The 18,148-nt window shown below is 57.3% G+C and carries 16 protein-coding genes; 4 read left to right on the top strand and 12 right to left on the bottom strand.

Going from position 1 to position 18,148, the window contains the following annotated elements; all coding sequences use genetic code 11:
* Window positions 1–4: 4 nt before the first annotated feature.
* The 9 genes from ACXAET_RS03375 to ACXAET_RS03335 all read right to left on the bottom strand — a co-directional run bounded on the left by ACXAET_RS03375 (window position 5) and on the right by ACXAET_RS03335 (window position 8,888).
* On the bottom strand, window positions 5–820 hold the full coding sequence (locus ACXAET_RS03375; RefSeq protein WP_475181111.1) for an ABC transporter substrate-binding protein: 816 nt from the start codon (window positions 818–820) through the stop codon (window positions 5–7).
* 19 nt (window positions 821–839) lie between these two features.
* Window positions 840–1,574 (bottom strand): ATP-binding cassette domain-containing protein, encoded by a 735-nt coding sequence (locus ACXAET_RS03370; protein ID WP_475181107.1) that lies wholly within the window; start codon window positions 1,572–1,574, stop codon window positions 840–842.
* Window positions 1,567–2,280, bottom strand: coding sequence for an ABC transporter permease (locus ACXAET_RS03365; protein ID WP_475181104.1), 714 nt, complete (start codon window positions 2,278–2,280; stop codon window positions 1,567–1,569). Before ACXAET_RS03365 ends, ACXAET_RS03370 begins: the two co-directional genes overlap by 8 nt.
* A gap of 152 nt (window positions 2,281–2,432) precedes the next feature.
* A complete protein-coding gene (locus ACXAET_RS03360) occupies window positions 2,433–3,422 on the bottom strand; it encodes an ABC transporter substrate-binding protein (protein WP_475181100.1) in 990 nt (329 codons plus the stop codon).
* A gap of 57 nt (window positions 3,423–3,479) precedes the next feature.
* Window positions 3,480–4,325 (bottom strand): ABC transporter permease, encoded by an 846-nt coding sequence (locus tag ACXAET_RS03355; RefSeq protein ID WP_224890435.1) that lies wholly within the window; start codon window positions 4,323–4,325, stop codon window positions 3,480–3,482.
* Complete coding sequence (locus tag ACXAET_RS03350; RefSeq protein ID WP_475181092.1) at window positions 4,322–5,254, bottom strand: ABC transporter permease; 933 nt, start codon at window positions 5,252–5,254, stop codon at window positions 4,322–4,324. Before ACXAET_RS03350 ends, ACXAET_RS03355 begins: the two co-directional genes overlap by 4 nt.
* Entirely contained in the window at window positions 5,247–6,041 is a 795-nt protein-coding gene (locus tag ACXAET_RS03345; protein WP_475181089.1) for an ABC transporter ATP-binding protein, read from the bottom strand. Before ACXAET_RS03345 ends, ACXAET_RS03350 begins: the two co-directional genes overlap by 8 nt.
* Before the next feature lie 54 nt (window positions 6,042–6,095).
* Window positions 6,096–7,550 (bottom strand): dihydropyrimidinase, encoded by a 1,455-nt coding sequence (gene hydA, locus ACXAET_RS03340; RefSeq protein ID WP_475181087.1) that lies wholly within the window; start codon window positions 7,548–7,550, stop codon window positions 6,096–6,098.
* A gap of 87 nt (window positions 7,551–7,637) precedes the next feature.
* Window positions 7,638–8,888: a Zn-dependent hydrolase gene (locus ACXAET_RS03335; protein WP_475181083.1), complete on the bottom strand. Its 1,251-nt coding sequence runs from the start codon at window positions 8,886–8,888 to the stop codon at window positions 7,638–7,640.
* Between the two features lie 171 nt (window positions 8,889–9,059).
* Here ACXAET_RS03335 and ACXAET_RS03330 point away from each other — a divergent pair, with 171 nt between their 5' ends.
* Complete coding sequence (locus ACXAET_RS03330; protein ID WP_475181080.1) at window positions 9,060–9,668, top strand: TetR family transcriptional regulator C-terminal domain-containing protein; 609 nt, start codon at window positions 9,060–9,062, stop codon at window positions 9,666–9,668.
* A 45-nt stretch (window positions 9,669–9,713) separates the two neighbouring features.
* On the opposite strand, the gene preA is transcribed toward ACXAET_RS03330, so the two are convergent.
* Both preA and ACXAET_RS03320 read right to left on the bottom strand, forming a co-directional pair.
* A complete protein-coding gene (gene preA / locus ACXAET_RS03325; protein ID WP_475181076.1) occupies window positions 9,714–11,018 on the bottom strand; it encodes an NAD-dependent dihydropyrimidine dehydrogenase subunit PreA in 1,305 nt (434 codons plus the stop codon).
* Window positions 11,019–11,063: 45 nt separating this feature from the next.
* Window positions 11,064–12,398: an NAD(P)-dependent oxidoreductase gene (locus ACXAET_RS03320; RefSeq protein ID WP_475181073.1), complete on the bottom strand. Its 1,335-nt coding sequence runs from the start codon at window positions 12,396–12,398 to the stop codon at window positions 11,064–11,066.
* A gap of 304 nt (window positions 12,399–12,702) precedes the next feature.
* Between ACXAET_RS03320 and ACXAET_RS03315 the strand changes: the two genes are divergently transcribed.
* Both ACXAET_RS03315 and ACXAET_RS03310 read left to right on the top strand, forming a co-directional pair.
* Entirely contained in the window at window positions 12,703–13,698 is a 996-nt protein-coding gene (locus tag ACXAET_RS03315; RefSeq protein ID WP_475181069.1) for a hypothetical protein, read from the top strand.
* Between the two features lie 72 nt (window positions 13,699–13,770).
* Window positions 13,771–15,063 carry an O-acetylhomoserine aminocarboxypropyltransferase/cysteine synthase family protein gene (locus ACXAET_RS03310; protein WP_068334724.1) on the top strand — a complete coding sequence of 431 codons (1,293 nt, stop codon included), beginning with the start codon at window positions 13,771–13,773 and terminating at the stop codon, window positions 15,061–15,063.
* 162 nt (window positions 15,064–15,225) lie between these two features.
* Here ACXAET_RS03310 and ACXAET_RS03305 read toward each other — a convergent pair whose 3' ends face one another.
* The gene (locus ACXAET_RS03305) at window positions 15,226–15,921 is read right to left on the bottom strand and encodes an SIMPL domain-containing protein (RefSeq protein WP_068334721.1); all 696 of its coding nucleotides are present in this window, start codon (window positions 15,919–15,921) and stop codon (window positions 15,226–15,228) included.
* 164 nt (window positions 15,922–16,085) lie between these two features.
* On the opposite strand from ACXAET_RS03305, the gene ACXAET_RS03300 reads away from it, so the two are divergent.
* A complete protein-coding gene (locus ACXAET_RS03300) occupies window positions 16,086–18,110 on the top strand; it encodes a hypothetical protein (RefSeq protein ID WP_475181060.1) in 2,025 nt (674 codons plus the stop codon).
* Window positions 18,111–18,148 lie beyond the last annotated feature (38 nt).

Raw genomic sequence — 18,148 nt, 5'->3', positions numbered from 1 at the left:
AGCGTTATTCTGCGTTCGGAAAAAACAACTGCTGACCGTCCAGCTTGTACGACGCGATCGCCTCCTGACCATGCGGACCGATGAGCCAGTCGATGAACCTCTGACCTGCAGCGGCGCGAACATGAGGGTGCTTTTCCGCGTTCACAAGAATGACACCGTACTGATTGAACAAACGCGGATCGCCCTCGACCAGAACCTCAAGATTGTCCTTGTTCCCGAAGGATTGCCATGTGGCGCGATCCGTCAGCACATAAGCCCCCATTCCGTTTGCCACATTCAGCGTCGCCCCCATTCCCGAGCCGGTCTCTCTGTACCACGTCCCTGATGCCGCTGTGGGGTCGGCAGCTGCGGCATCCCACAGGCGCATCTCTGCTTTGTGCGTGCCGCTGTCATCCCCGCGCGAAGCAAAGGGCGCTTCTGCCTCGGCGACCGCAGTCAGTGCTGCCACAATATCTGTGCCGCCCTTCACCTGTGCCGGATCAGACTTCGGCCCGACCAACACAAAGTCGTTGTACATCACGTCGAACCGCTGAACGCCCCAGCCGTCGGCCACGAATTTCTCCTCGGCTGGTTTGGAATGCACCAGCAGCACATCCCCATCCCCGTTAATCGCGTTACGGATCGCCTGACCAGTGCCAACAGCAACCACCCGGACATCTATGCCTGTTTCAGCCTCAAACCCCGGAAGGATATAGTCCAATAGGCCCGAATTCTGGGTCGAGGTCGTCGATTGCACTACGATAAACGGCTCTTCGGCGCTCGCCGCTGTCGCCGTCAAACCGACAGCAATCAAGCTTGCCTGAACAATGTTCCGGATCATTTAGAACTCCAATTTCAAATTAAGTAACCAACCCGCCTGCCAGATATCGGCGCGCGGCATCGCTTTTGGGGGCATCCAATACCTGTTTCGCGGCGCCGTGTTCAACCACCCGACCGCCCTGCATCATTACGATGTCGGCAGCCAATCGTCGGGCCTGACCGATATCATGCGTCACCATCACGATACGCACGCCCCGGGATGAGGCCCGCTGAACCATCCGTTCGATCATCTGCGTGGCGCTCGGGTCAAGCGCGCTGGTGGGTTCATCCAGAAACAGCGTCTCGGGGTTGAGCGCGAGGGCGCGCAGAATGGCTAGGCGTTGCGCCTCGCCCCCAGACAACGACCGGGCAGACTGCCGAGCCTTTCCATCCAGCCCACCTTCGGTCAGCAAATCCTGGATGCGGGTTTTCCGTTCACTGCGGGGCAAGCCTTGGCGTTTCAGGACAAAGTCCAGGTTTGCCGAAACAGACCGGCGCAGCAAGACAGGCTGTTGAAACACCATCCCCTGTCGCGCTTTGTGTTCAGCGTTCAGGGGCACGCCATCCTGCATCACCTGGCCACGATCGGGTACGATCAACCCATGAAGACACCGCAGCAAGAGACTCTTGCCCGCCCCGTTCGGCCCAAGGATCAGGGTTGGTCCTGGCCCGTCGAGGTTCAAACTGGGTACGTCCAGCAACGCCTTACCTTTGCGCGTAATCAGTACGCCCCCCACCGACAGGCAACTTGCCATATCTGAAACCAGGTCACGCATGGCGCAGCCCTTCCTGTTCGGCCCGCAAGCTGAGTGTGCTGACCATGGCAGTCACGGCAACCGCGATGCCGATCAGGATCGCACCAAGTGCCAGCGCCAGCGCCAAGTTGCCCTTGGACGTTTCAAGCGCGATTGTCGTCGTCATCACCCGCGTCACATGGTTGATGTTCCCGCCCACGATGATCACCGCCCCGACCTCAGCAATGGCGCGCCCGAAACCAGCCAAAAGCGCCGTTACCAGCGCCAACCGCGCATCCCACAACAAAACCGGGACCGAGGACAGCCGCGACACGCCCAACGAGCGGAGCTGTTCCGAATACTCCTCAGCCAGCATCTCGATGACTTGGCGGGTCAGCGCCGCGATGATGGGGGTGACCAGAACCACCTGTGCGATGATCATGGCGGTTGGCGTGTACAGTAGCTCCAAAACTCCAAGCGGACCCGAACGCGACAACATCAGATACACCAGAAGCCCCACAACGACAGGAGGGAGACCCATCAGGGCGTTCATCAGAACGATCAACACACGCCGACCGGGAAACCGCGCAACCGCCAAGGCGGCCCCCAACGGCATGCCGATCAGCGCAGAAATCAGAACGGCGAAAAGCGAAACCTTCAGGGACAACAGCACAATCGCCCAAAGCTCTGCATCCCCGTTCAGGATCAAAGCAATGGCTGCGTTGAATTCTGCTGCAAAGTTTTGCATTTTCTACCCATAAATAGGATATTCGCGTAAAATGCGCCAATATTCGTAAGAATACTACCCGTTTCCCAACACATGTACAGTGTCAATTCCTGTGCACCAAAAGGAAACGCGGCCCCAGTTGGGACCGCGCCAGTTTCGGAATTTGCCAAAGATCAGTTCAGGGCCGCATCGGTAATCGTGTGTGTCCACGCGCCCTCGGGCTGCTTGGTGATCACAGGATCGGATCCGCCGGCCAGCAGAGTATCCACCGTGCGCTGAAAGTCCGCCTCTTCGAGCGCGCCGTTTGAACCGGCAGTCAGCTTGGCAATCTCGCTCATCATGCGCTTCTGATGTTCTTCCGTCTGAGCACCGGTCGCATCATTCTCCAGCACGATTTCAGCGGCTTCATCCGGGTTTTCCTCGGCGTATTTCCAGCCTTTCATCGAGGCGCGAACAAAGCGTTCCATGCGGTCCACAAATGCTGCATCGCTCAGGTTTTCCTCAAGAACATACAAACCGTCCTCAAGCGTGGCGACGCCCTGTTCCTCGTATTTAAAGGTGACAAGCTCATCCGGGCTTACACCGGCGTCGATCACCTGCCAGTATTCATTATAGGTCATGGTGCTGATGCAATCGGCCTGACGCTGCAACAGTGGATCGACGTTAAAGCCCTGTTTCAGAACCTCAACACCGTTCTCGCTCTTGCCGCTGGTGTCGATGCCCAACTGGCTCATCCAGCTCATGAATGGAAATTCATTACCGAAAAACCAAACACCCAGCGTGCGGTTTTTCAGATCTTCCGGCGAAGAGATGCCAGCGTCTTTCCAGCACGTTAGCATCATTCCAGAGCTTTTGAACGGCTGCGCGATATTGACCAGCGGCAAGCCCTTTTCACGTGCGGCCAGAGCGGCAGGCATCCACTCAACGGTGACATCGGCGCCACCGCCTGCAATCACCTGCGTCGGCGCGATATCCGGACCGCCCGGCAGGATCGTAACATCCAGCCCCTCTTCTTCGTAAAACCCTTTGTCCTTGGCGACATAATAGCCCGCGAACTGTGCCTGCGTGACCCACTTTAATTGCAGCGTTACTTCATCCGCTGCCAAGGCCGTACTGGCTGCCAGGCTGAAGGCAGCAATCGCCCCGCTGAGTAGCTTATTCATCTTCGTTTCTCCTAGTTGTTGTTAGTGCCCCGTTTTCGAGGTCTTTTTTGATCTTTGTTATCCGCGTTGCGACGGGTGCCAGAAGGTTACCGCCTTTTCGATCATGGCCACCAAGCCGTAAAACGCCGTCCCGGCCAAGGCGGCCACGACGATCTCGGCCCAGACCATATCCAGCGAAAGCTGCCCAACGCTGGTTGAAATCCGAAACCCCATACCCAAGGTCGGCGAACCAAAGAACTCGGCCACGATAGCGCCAATCAGCGCAAGAGTGGTAGAAATCTTTAGCCCATTGAAAATAAACGGCATCGCCGCAGGAAGACGCAGCTTTAGGAAGCTCTGCCAATAGGTCGCGGCGTAAGTCTCCATCAAGTCGCGCTGCATGGCCGTGGCTTCTCGGAGGCCGGCTACGGTGTTTACCAGCATCGGAAAGAACACCATCACTACAACCACCGCCGCCTTGGAGTGCCAGTCGAAACCGAACCACATAACCAAAATGGGGGCGGTTCCCACGATAGGCAGGGCTGCGACGAAGTTACCGACCGGCAGCAACCCAAGCCGCAAGAAATCCCACCTGTCCACGGCAATCGCGACCAAAAAGGCCGATCCGCACCCGATGATGTAACCGCTGAGCGCCCCTTTGATGATTGTCTGAACAAAGTCAGCCCAAAGAATTGGCAGGCTGTCTGCAAAACGCACTGCAATCAAGGATGGCGCAGGCAGGATGACCAGGGGTACATCAAGCCCCCGCACCGTCAGTTCCCATATCCCTATGATCGTAAGACCAAAGATAAGGGGTGCTAGAAACCGCACAGTCGGCGTATCGGCATAGGGTCCGCTTGCCAGACGACTATTTACCCACCAGCCGAACAACCACAGAAGGATTGCGCAGAAAACAAGTATCATTGCGCCATCCCCATCCGTTTCAGAACCGAACGCTCGATCAGGCCCAGCAGACCAACAAGACAGGCTGCCAATATTGCTGCGGCAAACAGGGCTGACCAGATCTGCACGGTCTGACCGTAATAGCTTCCTGCCAGCAGACGCGCGCCCAGACCGGCAACCGCCCCGGTCGGCAGTTCACCAACAATGGCTCCGACGAGTGAGGCCGCGATGCCAATCTTTAGCGAGGTAAACAGGTATGGCATGGACGCAGGCAGGCGCAGCTTCCAGAACCCCTGCGATTGGCTGGCGTTATAGGTGCGCAAAAGGTCCAACTGCATCGCATCGGGGCTGCGCAACCCCTTCACCATTCCAACAACGACCGGGAAAAAGCTGAGGTAAGCCGAAATGATCGCTTTGGGAATGATCCCCTGAATGCCCACAGAATACAGGACCACGATGATCATCGGCGCAAGAGCGATGATCGGTATGGTCTGGCTGACGATGGCCCAAGGCATGACCGACAAGTCCATCACGCGGCTATGCACGATCCCGACGGCCAGCAGAATGCCCAACCCCGTACCGATGGCAAATCCAAGCATTGTGGCGCTGAGCGTCACCCAAGAGTGGTAGATCAAGGACCTTTTCGAGGTGATCTTTTTCTCGACCGTGCTGTCCCACAACTCCTCAGCCACCTGATGCGGTGCAGGCAGACGTGGGCGGTCCTGCTCCCACGTTTCGTCAATTGCAAAGCCGTTGTCGAAGATCAGCCCAAACTCATTCATATCTCGCCGATCGGCCGCGTTAGGCGGATCGACGGATTCTCCGGCCCGTTCAAGTTCGGTCAGCACACCCTTGATGTTCATCGGCACGCTGGCCGCATACCAGAACAGAACAATAACCCCCACAACGGTCAAGACCGCCCAGAATGCCCTAATCCCCGTACTAGTCATCCGAATGCCCTGCCCTCAGACCTTCACGAACCCGATGCGCAACTTCGATGAATTCAGGGCTGTCCCGAATGTCCAAAGGTCGCTCCTTCGGCAAAGGGCTGTCGATTACATCCGTAATCCGTCCCGGCCGCGGGCTCATCACAACGATCTTCGTGCTGAGATACACGGCCTCAGGGATTGAATGAGTCACAAACCCGATGGTCTTTTCAGTTCGCGCCCACAGCGCCAGAAGCTGTTCGTTCAGGTGGTCGCGCACAATCTCATCCAGCGCCCCGAAAGGTTCATCCATCAGTAGAATATCCGCATCAAATGCCAGTGCCCGAGCGATGCTGGCACGCTGTTGCATGCCACCTGACAACTGCCACGGGAACTTGCCGCCAAATCCATTTAGATCAACAAGATCCAGAACCTTGCTCACCCTGTCTTCTTGCTCGGCTGACGCGTATCCCATGATCTCAAGCGGCAGTTTGATGTTTTTGGCGATGGTCCGCCACGGGTACAACCCCGCTGCCTGAAACACATACCCATAGGCCCGGTTTCGCCGCGCCTCATCCGGTGTCATGCCATTGACAGTCAAAGTGCCCCCGGTTGGCGTTTCAAGCGCTGCGATACACCGCAAAAAGGTCGTCTTGCCACAGCCCGAGGGGCCGATGAAACTGACGAACTCACCTTTGTCGATCGACAGGTTCACGTCCTTAAGGGCGTGAACCGGCCCGTCATTTGTCTGGAAGGTCAGATCCAGCCGTTTTGCCTCAATTACGGGCTCGCTCGTACTTTCAGTATTCATCCCACTGCCTTGAAATTATTATCTTTACGCGGCAACAATAGTTACTGGCCTGCACTAAACCCCCGTCGCAGGGATGCCCGACCGTTCGACCGGCCTTGGGGCCGTAAGCTCTTTCCAAGTGCTCAGTGCCTTGTTGACGGTGGTGTTGGCTTCACGCGCAACAAACTTGCCATGACCTTCCTGTGTTTTGATCTCGCCATCATGCACGGCCACCTGTCCGCGGGTCAGGGTAAAGCGTGGCAGGCCTTTGACTTCTTTTCCCTCAAACACGTTGTAGTCAATCGAAGACTGTTGCGTTTCGGCGGTGATCGTCTTGCTCTTTTCGGGGTCCCAAACGACGATATCCGCATCAGCACCCACAAGAATTGCGCCTTTTTTCGGATAACAGTTCAATATCTTAGCGATATTTGTTGAAGTAACGGCAACGAACTCGTTTGGCGTTAACCGACCGGTATTCACACCGTGGGTCCAAAGCATTGGCATCCGGTCTTCCAGACCGCCAGTGCCATTCGGGATCTTGGTGAAATCGCCGACGCCATAGCGCTTTTGCTCAGTCGTGAACGCACAGTGATCTGTGGCCACGACGCTCAGCGAGCCCGACTGCAGCCCCGCCCACAGGCTATCCTGGTGCTGCTTGTTGCGGAACGGAGGGCTCATAACACGCCTCGCGGCATGATCCCAATCCGGATGCGCATATTCGCTGTCGTCCAGTGTCAGGTGCTGGATCAGCGGCTCTCCCCACACGCGTTTGCCTAGCATCTTCGCCCGGCGGATGGCCTCATGCGCTTCTTCACACGAGGTATGCACCACGTAGAGCGGCACGCCCGCCATATCAGCGATCATGATGGCGCGGTTCGTGGCTTCGCCTTCGACCTGTGGCGGGCGTGAGTAGGCGTGCGCCTCGGGGCCAGAGTTACCCTCGGCCAACAGCTTGGCTTGCAACTCGGCCACGACATCACCGTTCTCGGCATGCACCATCGCGATACCGCCCAGCTCCGCCAACCGCTTGAATGACGCGAACAGCTCATCGTCATTCACCATAAGCGCGCCTTTATAGGCCATGAAATGTTTAAACGTATTGATTCCACGCTCTTCCACGACTGTCTTAATGTCGTCAAACACCTTCTCACCCCACCAGGTCACAGCCATGTGGAAGGAATAGTCACAGTTTGCGCGGGTCGATTTATTATCCCAGCGTTTCAAGGCGTCCAGCAGACTTTCCCCGGGGTTGGGCAAAGCGAAATCCACCACCATCGTCGTGCCGCCAGCCAAGGCCGCCCGCGTCCCGCTTTCGAAATCATCGCTGGAATACGTTCCCATAAACGGCATCTCAAGATGCGTATGCGGGTCGATGCCACCTGGCATCACATAGCAACCCGTCGCGTCCAGTTCCTTGTCGCCTTTCAGACCCATACCGATTTCGGTGATCACGCCATCTTCGACCATCACGTCTGCCTTGTAAGACAAGTCCGCAGTGACGACGGTGCCGTTTTTGATAACTGTGCTCATTTTAATCTCCCTAACGCGGTCTTCGCCGCTTGTTTTGTTAGCCTGCCGTCTCGTGGGGAACGCCCGCCAGAGGACAGCTGGTCCAGATTATTCCACGATTTCCGCAGTCTCGACGACGGCATAAAACAGAACATCTGCCCCGGCCGCGGCCCAGTCTTTGCTTATTTCTTCGGCCTCGTTGTGGCTCAACCCGTCAACACAGGGGCACATGACCATGGCCGTCGGTGCCACGCGGTTGATCCAGCACGCGTCATGACCCGCACCCGAGATGATGTCGGTATGCGAATAGCCCAGTCTTTCTGCTGCGTCACGTACGGCGGACACACAGCCCTCATCGAACTTCACAGGATCAAAACCGCCGACCTTCTCGAATTCGATCTGCAGACCCATCTCGTCGACGATATCCTCAGCAGCGACGCGCAGACGATTTTCCATATCGGTGATCACGTCCAACTCGGGCGAGCGGAAATCGACCGTGAAGACCACCTTACCCGGAATCACATTGCGCGAGTTCGGATATACGTCGATATGGCCAGCAGCGCCCACTGCATGAGGGGCATGGGACCACGCGATTTCATCCACCTTCTCAAGAATTCGCGCCATCGCAAGGCCAGCGTTCTTGCGCATCGGCATCGGGGTCGACCCGGTATGGGCATCCTTGCCTGTCACAGTGATCTGCGTCCAGCTAAGACCTTGGCCATGCGTGACCACACCAATATCTTTGCCTTCTGCCTCAAGGATTGGTCCTTGCTCGATATGAAGCTCAAAGAAGGCGTGCATCTTGCGTGCGCCAACCTCTTCATCACCTCGCCAGCCAATGCGCTGCAACTCGTCGCCGAATTTCTTACCCTCGGCATCTTCGCGGTCGTAAGCCCAATCCTGCGTGTGCATCCCAGCAAACACGCCCGAAGATAACATCGCCGGCGCATAACGCGTGCCTTCTTCATTGGTCCAGTTGGTTGCCACAATCGGATGCTTGGTCTTGATACCAAGATCGTTCAGCGTCCGTATGATCTCTAATCCGCCCAGCACGCCCAGCACGCCATCATACTTTCCACCGGTTGGCTGTGTGTCCAGGTGCGACCCGACATACACCGGCAGCGCATCTGGATCGGTTCCAGCACGGTGCGCAAACATGTTGCCCATCTGGTCCAGCCCCATGGTGCAGCCCGCATCCTCACACCATTTCTGAAAAAGCGCGCGTCCATCGGCATCTTCATCCGTCAGCGTTTGACGATTATTACCGCCTGCAACACCCGGGCCTATCTTTGCCATCTCCATCAGGCTATCCCACAACCTGTCGCCATTGATTCTGAGGTTCTGCGCCGGAGCTGCCATTGGTGTCTTCCCTGTTGCTTGCGATTTGGCTCGCTTGTGGTGTCTTGATTTGACCATATGGTCAAACTCACGCTATCACGGGTTCGACGTCAGTCAAGAAATTGCATGGTGCCGCCAGAAGTTTCGGCGCTATTTACCCGCGCATGGCAAAAAAAGAGACACGCTGAAAACATGCCCAAGGATCGTGCCCCGACCCGGATACAGAAAAAGAATCGCGCCACGATTCTCAATGCCGCCCTGAACGTGTTCTCAGCACATGGGTTTCGTGGGGCGACAGTCGATCAGATTGCAACAGAAGCCGGGCTGAGCAAACCGAACCTTCTGTATTACTTCCCGTCAAAAGAAGCGATTCACACTGCGCTGCTGTCAGGCTTGCTTGAGACATGGCTGGCACCGCTGCACGATCTGGACGCGGACGGCGAACCGATGGAAGAAATTCTGTCTTACATCCATCGGAAACTGCAAATGAGCCGCGAACTGCCCCGCGAAAGCCGCTTGTTCGCCAACGAGCTTGTTCAGGGTGCGCCTCGCATTCACGACGCCTTGTCAAACGACCTCAAGGTGTTGGTCGACGAAAAAACTACGGTTCTGACAGGATGGATGGATCAGGGTAAAATCGCGCGGCTGCATCCCTATCACCTGATCTTTTCGATCTGGGCCCTGACGCAGCATTACGCCGATTTTGATGTTCAGGTCCGTGCCATTCTGGGTGACGAGGACCCGTTCGACGGGGCAGAACCGTTTATCGACACGCTGTATCGTAAGTTGTTGACGCCATAAAGAAAAGGGCCACTCACCGGCCCTTTTCTGTGTCTTCCGTTTAAATCACTCGGCAGCTTTTGCCATCGGGTTGTTCGGGTGCGTTGTCCAGTTGGCGTAGTTTGGCTGAACCTCCAATCCGGTGCGCGGATCGACCTCTCCGGCCTCCATCGGCACCATTGAGATACACCCGTCCACCGGACACACATCCACACACAGGTTACAGGCGACGCATTCTTCGTCTTTGACCTCGAACACGCGGTCCGCAGACATCGAGATCGCCTGGTGGCTGGTGTCTTCGCATGCGGCATAACAGCGGCCACACTTGATGCATTGATCCTGATCGATCTTGGCCTTGGCCACGTAGTTCAGGTTCAGATACTGCCAGTCAGTTACGTTTGGCACCGCAAGGCCCACAACCTGCGAGACGTCCGTATATCCTTTTTCGTCCATCCATTTAGACAGGCCAGTCGTCAGTTCATCGATGATCTTGAAGCCGTAGGTCATCGCAGCCGTGCAAACCTGAACCGTGCCGCAGCCCAGTGCTATGAACTCGGCCGCATCGCGCCAGGTGGTCACGCCGCCAATACCCGAGATCGGCAAGCCATGCGTCGCCTCAGCGCGCGAAATTTCCGACACCATCGACAAGGCAATCGGCTTCACCGCGGGTCCGCAATAGCCGCCATGGCTGCCCTTGCCGTCGATCGAGGGTTCCGGGCTGAAGGTATCCAAATTGACACTGGTGATCGAATTGATCGTGTTGATCAGTGACACCGCATCCGCGCCACCATTTCTTGCGGCTGCAGCAGGCTTGCGGATATCGGTGATGTTGGGCGTCAGCTTCACGATGACCGGGCGGTCATAGTATTTTTTGCACCAACGCGTGACCATCTCGATATATTCCGGGACCTGCCCAACGGCCGAACCCATTCCACGCTCGCTCATCCCATGCGGGCAGCCAAAGTTCAGCTCGATACCGTCCGCGCCGGTTTCAGCCACGCGCGGTAGGATGGCTTTCCACGCCTCTTCCTCACACGGCACCATGATCGAGGCGATAAGCGCACGATCCGGGTAATCGGCCTTGACCCGCGCCATCTCTTCAAGGTTCACCTCAAGCGGGCGGTCGGTGATCAGTTCGATGTTGTTCAGGCCCAGCAAGCGCCTGTCTGCGCCATAGATCGCACCATAGCGCGGTCCGTTGACATTCACGACCGGCGGCCCCTCAGAACCCAGAGTTTTCCAGACGACACCGCCCCATCCGGCCTCGAATGCGCGGCGGACGTTGTATTCCTTGTCAGTTGGCGGCGCCGAAGCCAGCCAGTACGGGTTCGGGCTTTCGATACCCAGAAAGTTTGTCTTCAAATCAGCCATTTATCCGGCCTCCCTGATGCAGATTTGCATCTTTGTCTGTCAGTTTCACGCTGTCAGGCTCGCATGGATATCCATCGCGGCATCGCGGCCCTCGGCAACGGCTGTCACCGTCAGGTCTTCTCCGCCGGCGGCGCAGTCCCCTCCGGCCCAGACACCGGCTATCGAGGTGCGCCCGGCCCCTGTCACGGCAATTTTGCTACCGTCCAGTTGCAGCCCTTCCGGTGCGCCCTCCAGCGTCTGGCCGATAGCCTTCAGAACCTGATCTGCGGCCAGTCGCACTGTTTCACCAGTACCTTTGAGTTGACCGTCGTGACTGGAAGTATACTCCAATTCGATTTCAACAGCCGCACCGTTTCCATGTATGGCGACGGGCTGGACGTTGGTCATGATCTTTACACCGTGCGAAGCCGCCAGGTCTTGTTCATAGCGGCTGGCCCCCATGGCATCGCGACCACGGCGATAGGCTATGGTGACATTCTCGGCCCCCAACAACTTGGACTTTACCGAGGCGTCGACTGCGGTCATCCCGCCACCGATCACCACAACATTGCGCCCCACCGGCAGATCCGCCAAATCTGAGGCCTGACGAACATCTGAGATGAAGTCGACCGCAAACCGAACACCGTCTTTTTCGGCCCCGTCTGCACGCAAGGCGTTCACGCCCGCGAGACCAATGGAGAGGAAAACCGCATCGTAGTTTTCGATCAGGCCGTTCAGTGAGACGCCCTCACCCAGCACTGAACCCGTCTCAATGGTAATGCCACCGATTTTTAACAGCCAGTCAACCTCGGCCTGCGCAAAGTCATTGGTCGATTTGTATGCGGCAATGCCATATTCGTTCAGGCCACCCGGCTTGGGCTTGCCTTCATGGATCACCACGTCATGCCCCAGCATCGCAAGCCGGTGCGCGCAGGCAAGACCAGCAGGACCCGCCCCGATAACGGCGATCGTCTTGCCAGTTGGCGCAGCCCGGCTAAACGGATGACTGCCCGACGCCATGACACTGTCGGTCGCGTAACGCTGCAAGCGGCCGATCTCGACCGGAGCGCCCTCGGCAGTTTCGCGCACACAGGCTTCTTCGCAAAGTGTCTCGGTCGGACACACGCGGGCGCACATACCGCCTAGAATGTTCTGCGCCAGAATGGTCTCTCCCGCCGCTTCGGGTTGACCTGCCTGAATCTGCCGCATGAACAGCGGAATATCGATGTCTGTCGGACAAGCAGTCACGCACGGCGCATCATAGCAGAAATAGCATCGATCTGCGGCCACAGCGGCCTCATGCGCGGCCAATGGCGGATGCAGATCCGTAAAATTCGAGGTCAGCTCATCGCTGGAAAGCCGCCCGGAAACAATGCCGGAGGCCATCTGGCCCTGTGCCATCGCTCTACTCCCTGTAGATATGTTTGTTGTTGTATCAGCTTGCCACATTCTAATTTTTTATCAATTGGTAAAATTTATAAATGCCCAAAAAAATCCGAAAACCCGAAAAATCTCTTGGTTTTTCGACGAAAACGCTCATTTTTCCACCAACCGATGAATCCGTATCAACATTGCGGTAGCGGCTGAACCGCAAGCGCGGCCTTCGTATCAGGTTTTCCCTCATCAGGTTTTGACGGACCCCGCTGCGTATTGTAGGTCAAAACGCGCAGCGCCGGTCATCGGCAAGAATTCCGAAAGTCAACCGATGCAGGCCAGTACACCGAAGTTCAACATCGTCATCATTGGGCAAAACAATCGCCTTCAATACGAAGCGCTGCTATTTGCAGCCTCGTTGCGCCACAGTTCACCGAGTTTTTCTGGCCGTCTGTTCGTGGCGTTTCCGAACCCCGGCCCGCGCTGGCGACAGGATCCGAGTATTCAGAATGAAGATGTGCTGAAGGCTTTGCGCCAGCTGGACGTCGAAATCCTGCCATTCGACAGCTCCGTGTTTGGCGACAGCTACCCCCATGGCAACAAGATCGAGGCACTGCTGGCCCTGCCCGAAGGTGAGCCTTTTGTGTTCTTCGACAGCGACACGCTGATCACTGGGGAGCTGACCGCTGTTCCGTTTGATTTTGACCGCCCTGGTGCCTCGCAAAAGGTGGAAGGGACATGGCCCAAACCGACCCTGTATGGACCCGGTTTCGATGGTATTTGGCGCGCGCTTTATCGTCGTTTTGAACTGGATTTCGAAAGCTCGCTGGATACCAGTCAACCAATCAACCACTGGCGGAGGTATTTGTATTTTAACGCCGGCTTTTTCTATTATTACTGCCCTCGCCAGTTTGGCGAACGCTTTTTGAGCTATGCCCGCACCATCCGGGATGAAGATATCCCCGAGCTGATAGGTCAAACCCTAGACCCATGGCTGGATCAGGTCGCCCTGCCATTGGTCATCCACTCATTCGGAGGGGGGCGAGACGCCCTCCCCCCGGGTCTGCTGGATGGATCGGTAAGCTGCCACTATCGCCTGTTTCCCCTGCTCTACGCGCGCGAGAGCGACCATGTGGTCGAGGTGCTGGAAACCGTGGTGGCCCCTAACAGGGTCAAGAAGGTGCTCAAAAGCTATGACCCAATCAAGAAGCTGGTCCTGCAGCGCAAGGGCCACAAGATCCGCGACCTTTTTGACCGCGGTAACCTGCCCAAGCGCGAGCAGGCCATACGCAACTCGATCAAGAATAACGGCCTTTGGATGCGATGACAGGAATGTTGTACGTGCGCGCGCAATCGCCTAGAGATTCTGCAACCTACATCCCAACAGGAGATTTTGACGATGTCAGACGGCCCTACCTACGGTTTTGACACGCTACAGATTCATGCGGGCGCTCGCCCCGATCCGGCAACCGGTGCGCGGCAGACACCGATTTACCAGACCACCGCTTATGTATTCCGTGACGCCGACCACGCAGCGGCCCTTTTTAACCTGCAAGAGGTCGGGTTCATCTATTCGCGGCTGACCAATCCAACCGTGGCAGTGCTGCAGGAACGTGTCGCCACGTTGGAAGGTGGCGTGGGCGCGGTCTGCTGCTCCTCGGGCCACGCGGCGCAAATCATGGCGCTGTTCCCGCTGATGGGACCGGGCTGCAACGTGGTGGCGTCAACTCGTCTGTATGGTGGCACCGTCACGCAATTCAGCCAAACGATCAAACGCTTTGGTTGGTCGGCCACGTTTGTGGATACCGACGATCTTGACGCGGTAAAGGCCGCTGTAGACGAAAACACACGCGCAATTTTCTGTGAATCCATCGCCAACCCTGGCGGCTATGTCACCGATATCCGCGCCCTTGCGGATGTGGCCGATGCGGCGGGCATTCCGCTGATCGTCGACAACACCTCGGCCACGCCTTACCTGTGCCGCCCGATTGAGCACGGCGCGACACTGGTGGTGCATTCGACCACTAAATACCTGACCGGAAACGGCACCGTCACCGGCGGCTGCATCGTGGATTCTGGCAAATTCGACTGGTCTGCAAATGACAAGTTCCCGTCGCTCAGCGAACCGGAACAAGCTTACCACGGGTTGAAATTCCACGAGACCTTCGGCCCGCTGGCCTTCACCTTCCACGGGATCGCCATTGGTCTGCGCGATCTGGGCATGACCATGAACCCGCAGGCGGCGCACTACACGCTGATGGGGATCGAAACCCTGTCGTTGCGGATGGAGCGACATATTGAGAATGCGCAGAAGATCGCTGCTTGGCTTGAGGCCGATGACCGCGTTGAGTACGTGACCTATGCCGGTCTGCCGTCCTCGCCCTATTACGACCGCGTTAAGTCGCAGTACAAAAAGGGTGCCGGTGCGCTGTTTACCTTTGCGGTGAAAGGTGGCTACGACGCCTGCGTCAAACTGGTGAACGCACTGGAAATTTTCAGCCACGTGGCCAATCTGGGCGACACGCGGTCGCTGATTATCCATTCAGCCTCGACCACGCACCGCCAGCTCAGCCCCGAACAGCAAGAGGCCGCAGGCGCAGGTCCCGGTGTGGTGCGAGTCTCCATCGGCATCGAAGACGCGGATGATCTGATCGCCGATCTTGATCAGGCGTTGGCCAAAGCGACGGCCTAGGACATGGGCGGGCAAACGTCCGGGCTATTCCGGGCGTTTGCCACCGACGCCCTTCGACAGTGAATGGCTGAAACAATGCGTTCGAAGCCTTGCTGTCCGTAAACAAGATTAACCCGTCAAGCCAACCGCAAATCTGCTGATGGCTTGAGCTTTTGGCAAGGGTTACTCGGCAATCCCGAATTCCATCGACACGTTGACCGAGACTGAAATCTCACCACTCGCAACCGGGACTCCTCCGGCCTCTGAAACATCCATTGCGCGCATCATTGGTGCGGGGCGGACACCGCCGACCTGCTCACTAATCTGTTGCACCGGACCCAGCGACACGTTCGCCGCTTGTGCCAGTTGTTCAGCCTTTGCCATGGCTTCGGCAACTGCTTTAGCCCGCGCTTCAGCCTGTAAAGGCGTCGGGTCCTGAACACCGAAAGTCAGGCCGCGAAAATCGTTTGCACCGTCCTCAATAACTCCGTCCATGATTGTGCCCAGCTGAGCCAGATCACGGACCCGGACCTGAACAGTGTTGGAGGCGACAAAACCTGAAATCTCAGGTCGATCACCGGTCGAGGTATTCCGCCCGGACCAGACCGGAGACAGCGACAGGTCGCGGGTTTGTACGTCGCGCGCCTCAAGCCCCATGTCCTCTAGCCGTTTCAGGATCAACGACACCGCATCAGATGTCGCCTGCATCGCATTTGAGGCCTGCGGGTCTTCGTTTGTTACGCCCACAGTAATGGTCGCCATATCCGGTGCAGCTTGCACAATGCCGGATGCATCCACCGTGATGCGACGTTCTTGCGCATGGGTCATGCCTGCGACCGTAACGGCCAGCAGTGCGGCCAGAAAAGCGCTTTTCTTCAAGATCTTCCCTCCAATTTCTTCATGCTATACATGGGGCTGCAGGGTCAGACCAAACAAGGGGAGAATTTGGGTTTGCCTTCCCCTCGGCAATATCCTGCTTTAATGTCTGCTTGCGAACGAAAAGTCGTTTGCATTGATGCTGACAAATATGGTTCCTCGGGAATATGAAACCCGCCTTTGCGCTGTCTTTTTCTGCGACCGGAATATCTGTGCATCACCAATCGGATAGCGATTGGTATTGTATAGGCGAAGTCGCGTTGGACGCGCCGGATTTGAACGCGCAGTTGTTTGCGCTGAGGGACCGGGCCTTCGCGCTGGAAAACAACCTGACGTGTCAGATCATCATTCCAGCTGATCAAGTTCGGTTCCTGTCCGTGGAAGCTGACGCTGAATTCCAGAGCCAAAATGCCGAACAAACGCTGGCGGACGCGACGCCCTATTCGGTCGATGACCTGGTTTTTGACAGCGCCAAAATCGGCCCAACAACCCATATCGCGGCCGTAACCCGACAAACGCTGATCGAAGCGCAGGATTTTGCCACCGAACATGGATTTGTTCCGGTTCAGATCACGACAGAGTCGGCTCCAGAAGACTTTCCTGCAAAACCAGTGTTTCCGGTGCCGGACATTCCGTCTGCTCCCGAAGAAACAGCCGAGGCGATTGAGACGGACCAACTGCCTGCAAACGTACATGTGATCGCTGATGAAACGCCTCCGGAGTCTTTCCGGTCCGTACCAACGCCGATCTCGCCGGGACAATCGACCACCAACGTTTTAGCAAAAAACTATGTCATTCCAGGAGCGGTAGCACTGGGTCTGGCGGTGTCGCTCGGCGCATGGGCGTTGTTTGGTTCAGACGCAGACGAAAGCGTCCAGACCGGGTCGGTGCAATCCGAAGAGGCTGTGCCTGAACCCGACCCTCAGGCCGATGTCGTATCAGAGGCCACACCCGAAACGCCTGCGAGCGGTACCGCACAAGTCGAGCCGCAGATAACCGACCGGGAAGTGGAACAACCAGACGTGGCTGAGGACGCGCCTGACATCTCGCCCACGGATGCGGCGATACTTGAAGCGCTGACTGTCGCACCGACTGAGACGCCTCCGACTGAAAAGGCCGAGATTGCGTCCCCACCAACCTCGTCATCGTCGCCCTCCGCTGACGACGCGCAGCCCGACCTTACTCCGGCGGATGAGGCGATACGAAATGCCCTCAATATCGCGCCGACGGTTGTGGAAGATATCGCCCGTGACCCCGAGCCGCCAGAGGGTCAGGCCCTGCCCGGTGTAAAGATCACAGCCCCCGAACCGCTGGAGCCACCGGTCCCTCTGTCACAAGACGAACCGTATCTGGCTTCTGTTGATGGCACCAACCTGTCAAATGACGCGATCGCCCTGCCCTCGGTCCAGAGCTATGACACCGATGCCCCCTTTGAACGGGTTGCTTTGCCCAGCGTCGCCGGTACCCGTTTTGAGCTGGATGATAGTGGCCTCGTTGCGCCCACCGTTGAGGGAACACTGAACCCCGAAGGCGTGGTCGTCTATCTTGGCCGCCCGTCGAAAGTGCCGCCCGAGCCACCTGTCCGGTTTGAAGAGGAACCAACGCTTGAGGAAGCCCCAGACAGCAGGCTTGCCGGGTTGCGGCCAAAACTTCGCCCCGCAGATCTGACCAGCCGGTTTGAGCGACAGCAATTGGGTGGCCGCACCCGAGAAGAGTTGGCTGTCCTGCGGCCCAAACTGCGCCCGGCTTCACTGCAACAGCAACCAGAAGTGGACGAAACGCCAACCGCGCTGGCCGTTGTACGTGTGCCGCGCCCTAAACTTCGCCCGGCGGGGCTGGCCCCAGCCGCTGCCACTGCGCAGCCTAGCAACTTGGGGTCGACGGCTGCTGTTGATCAGCCCGAAGCCGACACGTTCCAGCCCAAGGCGGTTGCGCCAAAAATTCCGTCCTCGGCGTCGGTCGCGAGACAAGCGACAATCGACAACGCGATGAACCTTCGAAAATTGAACCTGATAGGTGTTTACGGCACGCCCGCAAACCGCCGGGCCCTGGTGCGGTTACCAAGTGGTCGTTACAAAAAGCTAAAGGTCGGGGATAGGATTGATGGCGGCCGTGTCCTCGCAATCGGCGACAGCGAGTTGCGCTATCAGAAAAAAGGCCGGAACGTCACGCTGAAAATGCCGCGGCGATGATGCGGGCGTTATCGCCCGCACATGTTTAACGTTGAGGC

This window comes from Ruegeria sp. AWH4_226, from assembly GCF_056159225.1.
Note: the sequence above shows the minus strand (reverse complement) of the source record. Positions and strands in the feature narration are given on the sequence as shown.

Coding starts and splice junctions, on each gene's coding strand:
- ACXAET_RS03350 (WP_475181092.1), bottom strand. CDS start 5,254: ATGACTAGTACGGGGATTAGGGCATTCTGGGCGGTCTTGACCGTTGTG.
- ACXAET_RS03335 (WP_475181083.1), bottom strand. CDS start 8,888: ATGGCAGCTCCGGCGCAGAACCTCAGAATCAATGGCGACAGGTTGTGG.
- preA (WP_475181076.1), bottom strand. CDS start 11,018: ATGGCTGATTTGAAGACAAACTTTCTGGGTATCGAAAGCCCGAACCCG.
- ACXAET_RS03375 (WP_475181111.1), bottom strand. CDS start 820: ATGATCCGGAACATTGTTCAGGCAAGCTTGATTGCTGTCGGTTTGACG.
- ACXAET_RS03370 (WP_475181107.1), bottom strand. CDS start 1,574: ATGCGTGACCTGGTTTCAGATATGGCAAGTTGCCTGTCGGTGGGGGGC.
- ACXAET_RS03330 (WP_475181080.1), top strand. CDS start 9,060: ATGCCCAAGGATCGTGCCCCGACCCGGATACAGAAAAAGAATCGCGCC.
- ACXAET_RS03315 (WP_475181069.1), top strand. CDS start 12,703: ATGCAGGCCAGTACACCGAAGTTCAACATCGTCATCATTGGGCAAAAC.
- ACXAET_RS03345 (WP_475181089.1), bottom strand. CDS start 6,041: ATGAATACTGAAAGTACGAGCGAGCCCGTAATTGAGGCAAAACGGCTG.
- ACXAET_RS03360 (WP_475181100.1), bottom strand. CDS start 3,422: ATGAATAAGCTACTCAGCGGGGCGATTGCTGCCTTCAGCCTGGCAGCC.
- ACXAET_RS03365 (WP_475181104.1), bottom strand. CDS start 2,280: ATGCAAAACTTTGCAGCAGAATTCAACGCAGCCATTGCTTTGATCCTG.
- ACXAET_RS03320 (WP_475181073.1), bottom strand. CDS start 12,398: ATGGCACAGGGCCAGATGGCCTCCGGCATTGTTTCCGGGCGGCTTTCC.
- ACXAET_RS03300 (WP_475181060.1), top strand. CDS start 16,086: ATGAAACCCGCCTTTGCGCTGTCTTTTTCTGCGACCGGAATATCTGTG.
- ACXAET_RS03355 (WP_224890435.1), bottom strand. CDS start 4,325: ATGATACTTGTTTTCTGCGCAATCCTTCTGTGGTTGTTCGGCTGGTGG.
- hydA (WP_475181087.1), bottom strand. CDS start 7,550: ATGAGCACAGTTATCAAAAACGGCACCGTCGTCACTGCGGACTTGTCT.
- ACXAET_RS03310 (WP_068334724.1), top strand. CDS start 13,771: ATGTCAGACGGCCCTACCTACGGTTTTGACACGCTACAGATTCATGCG.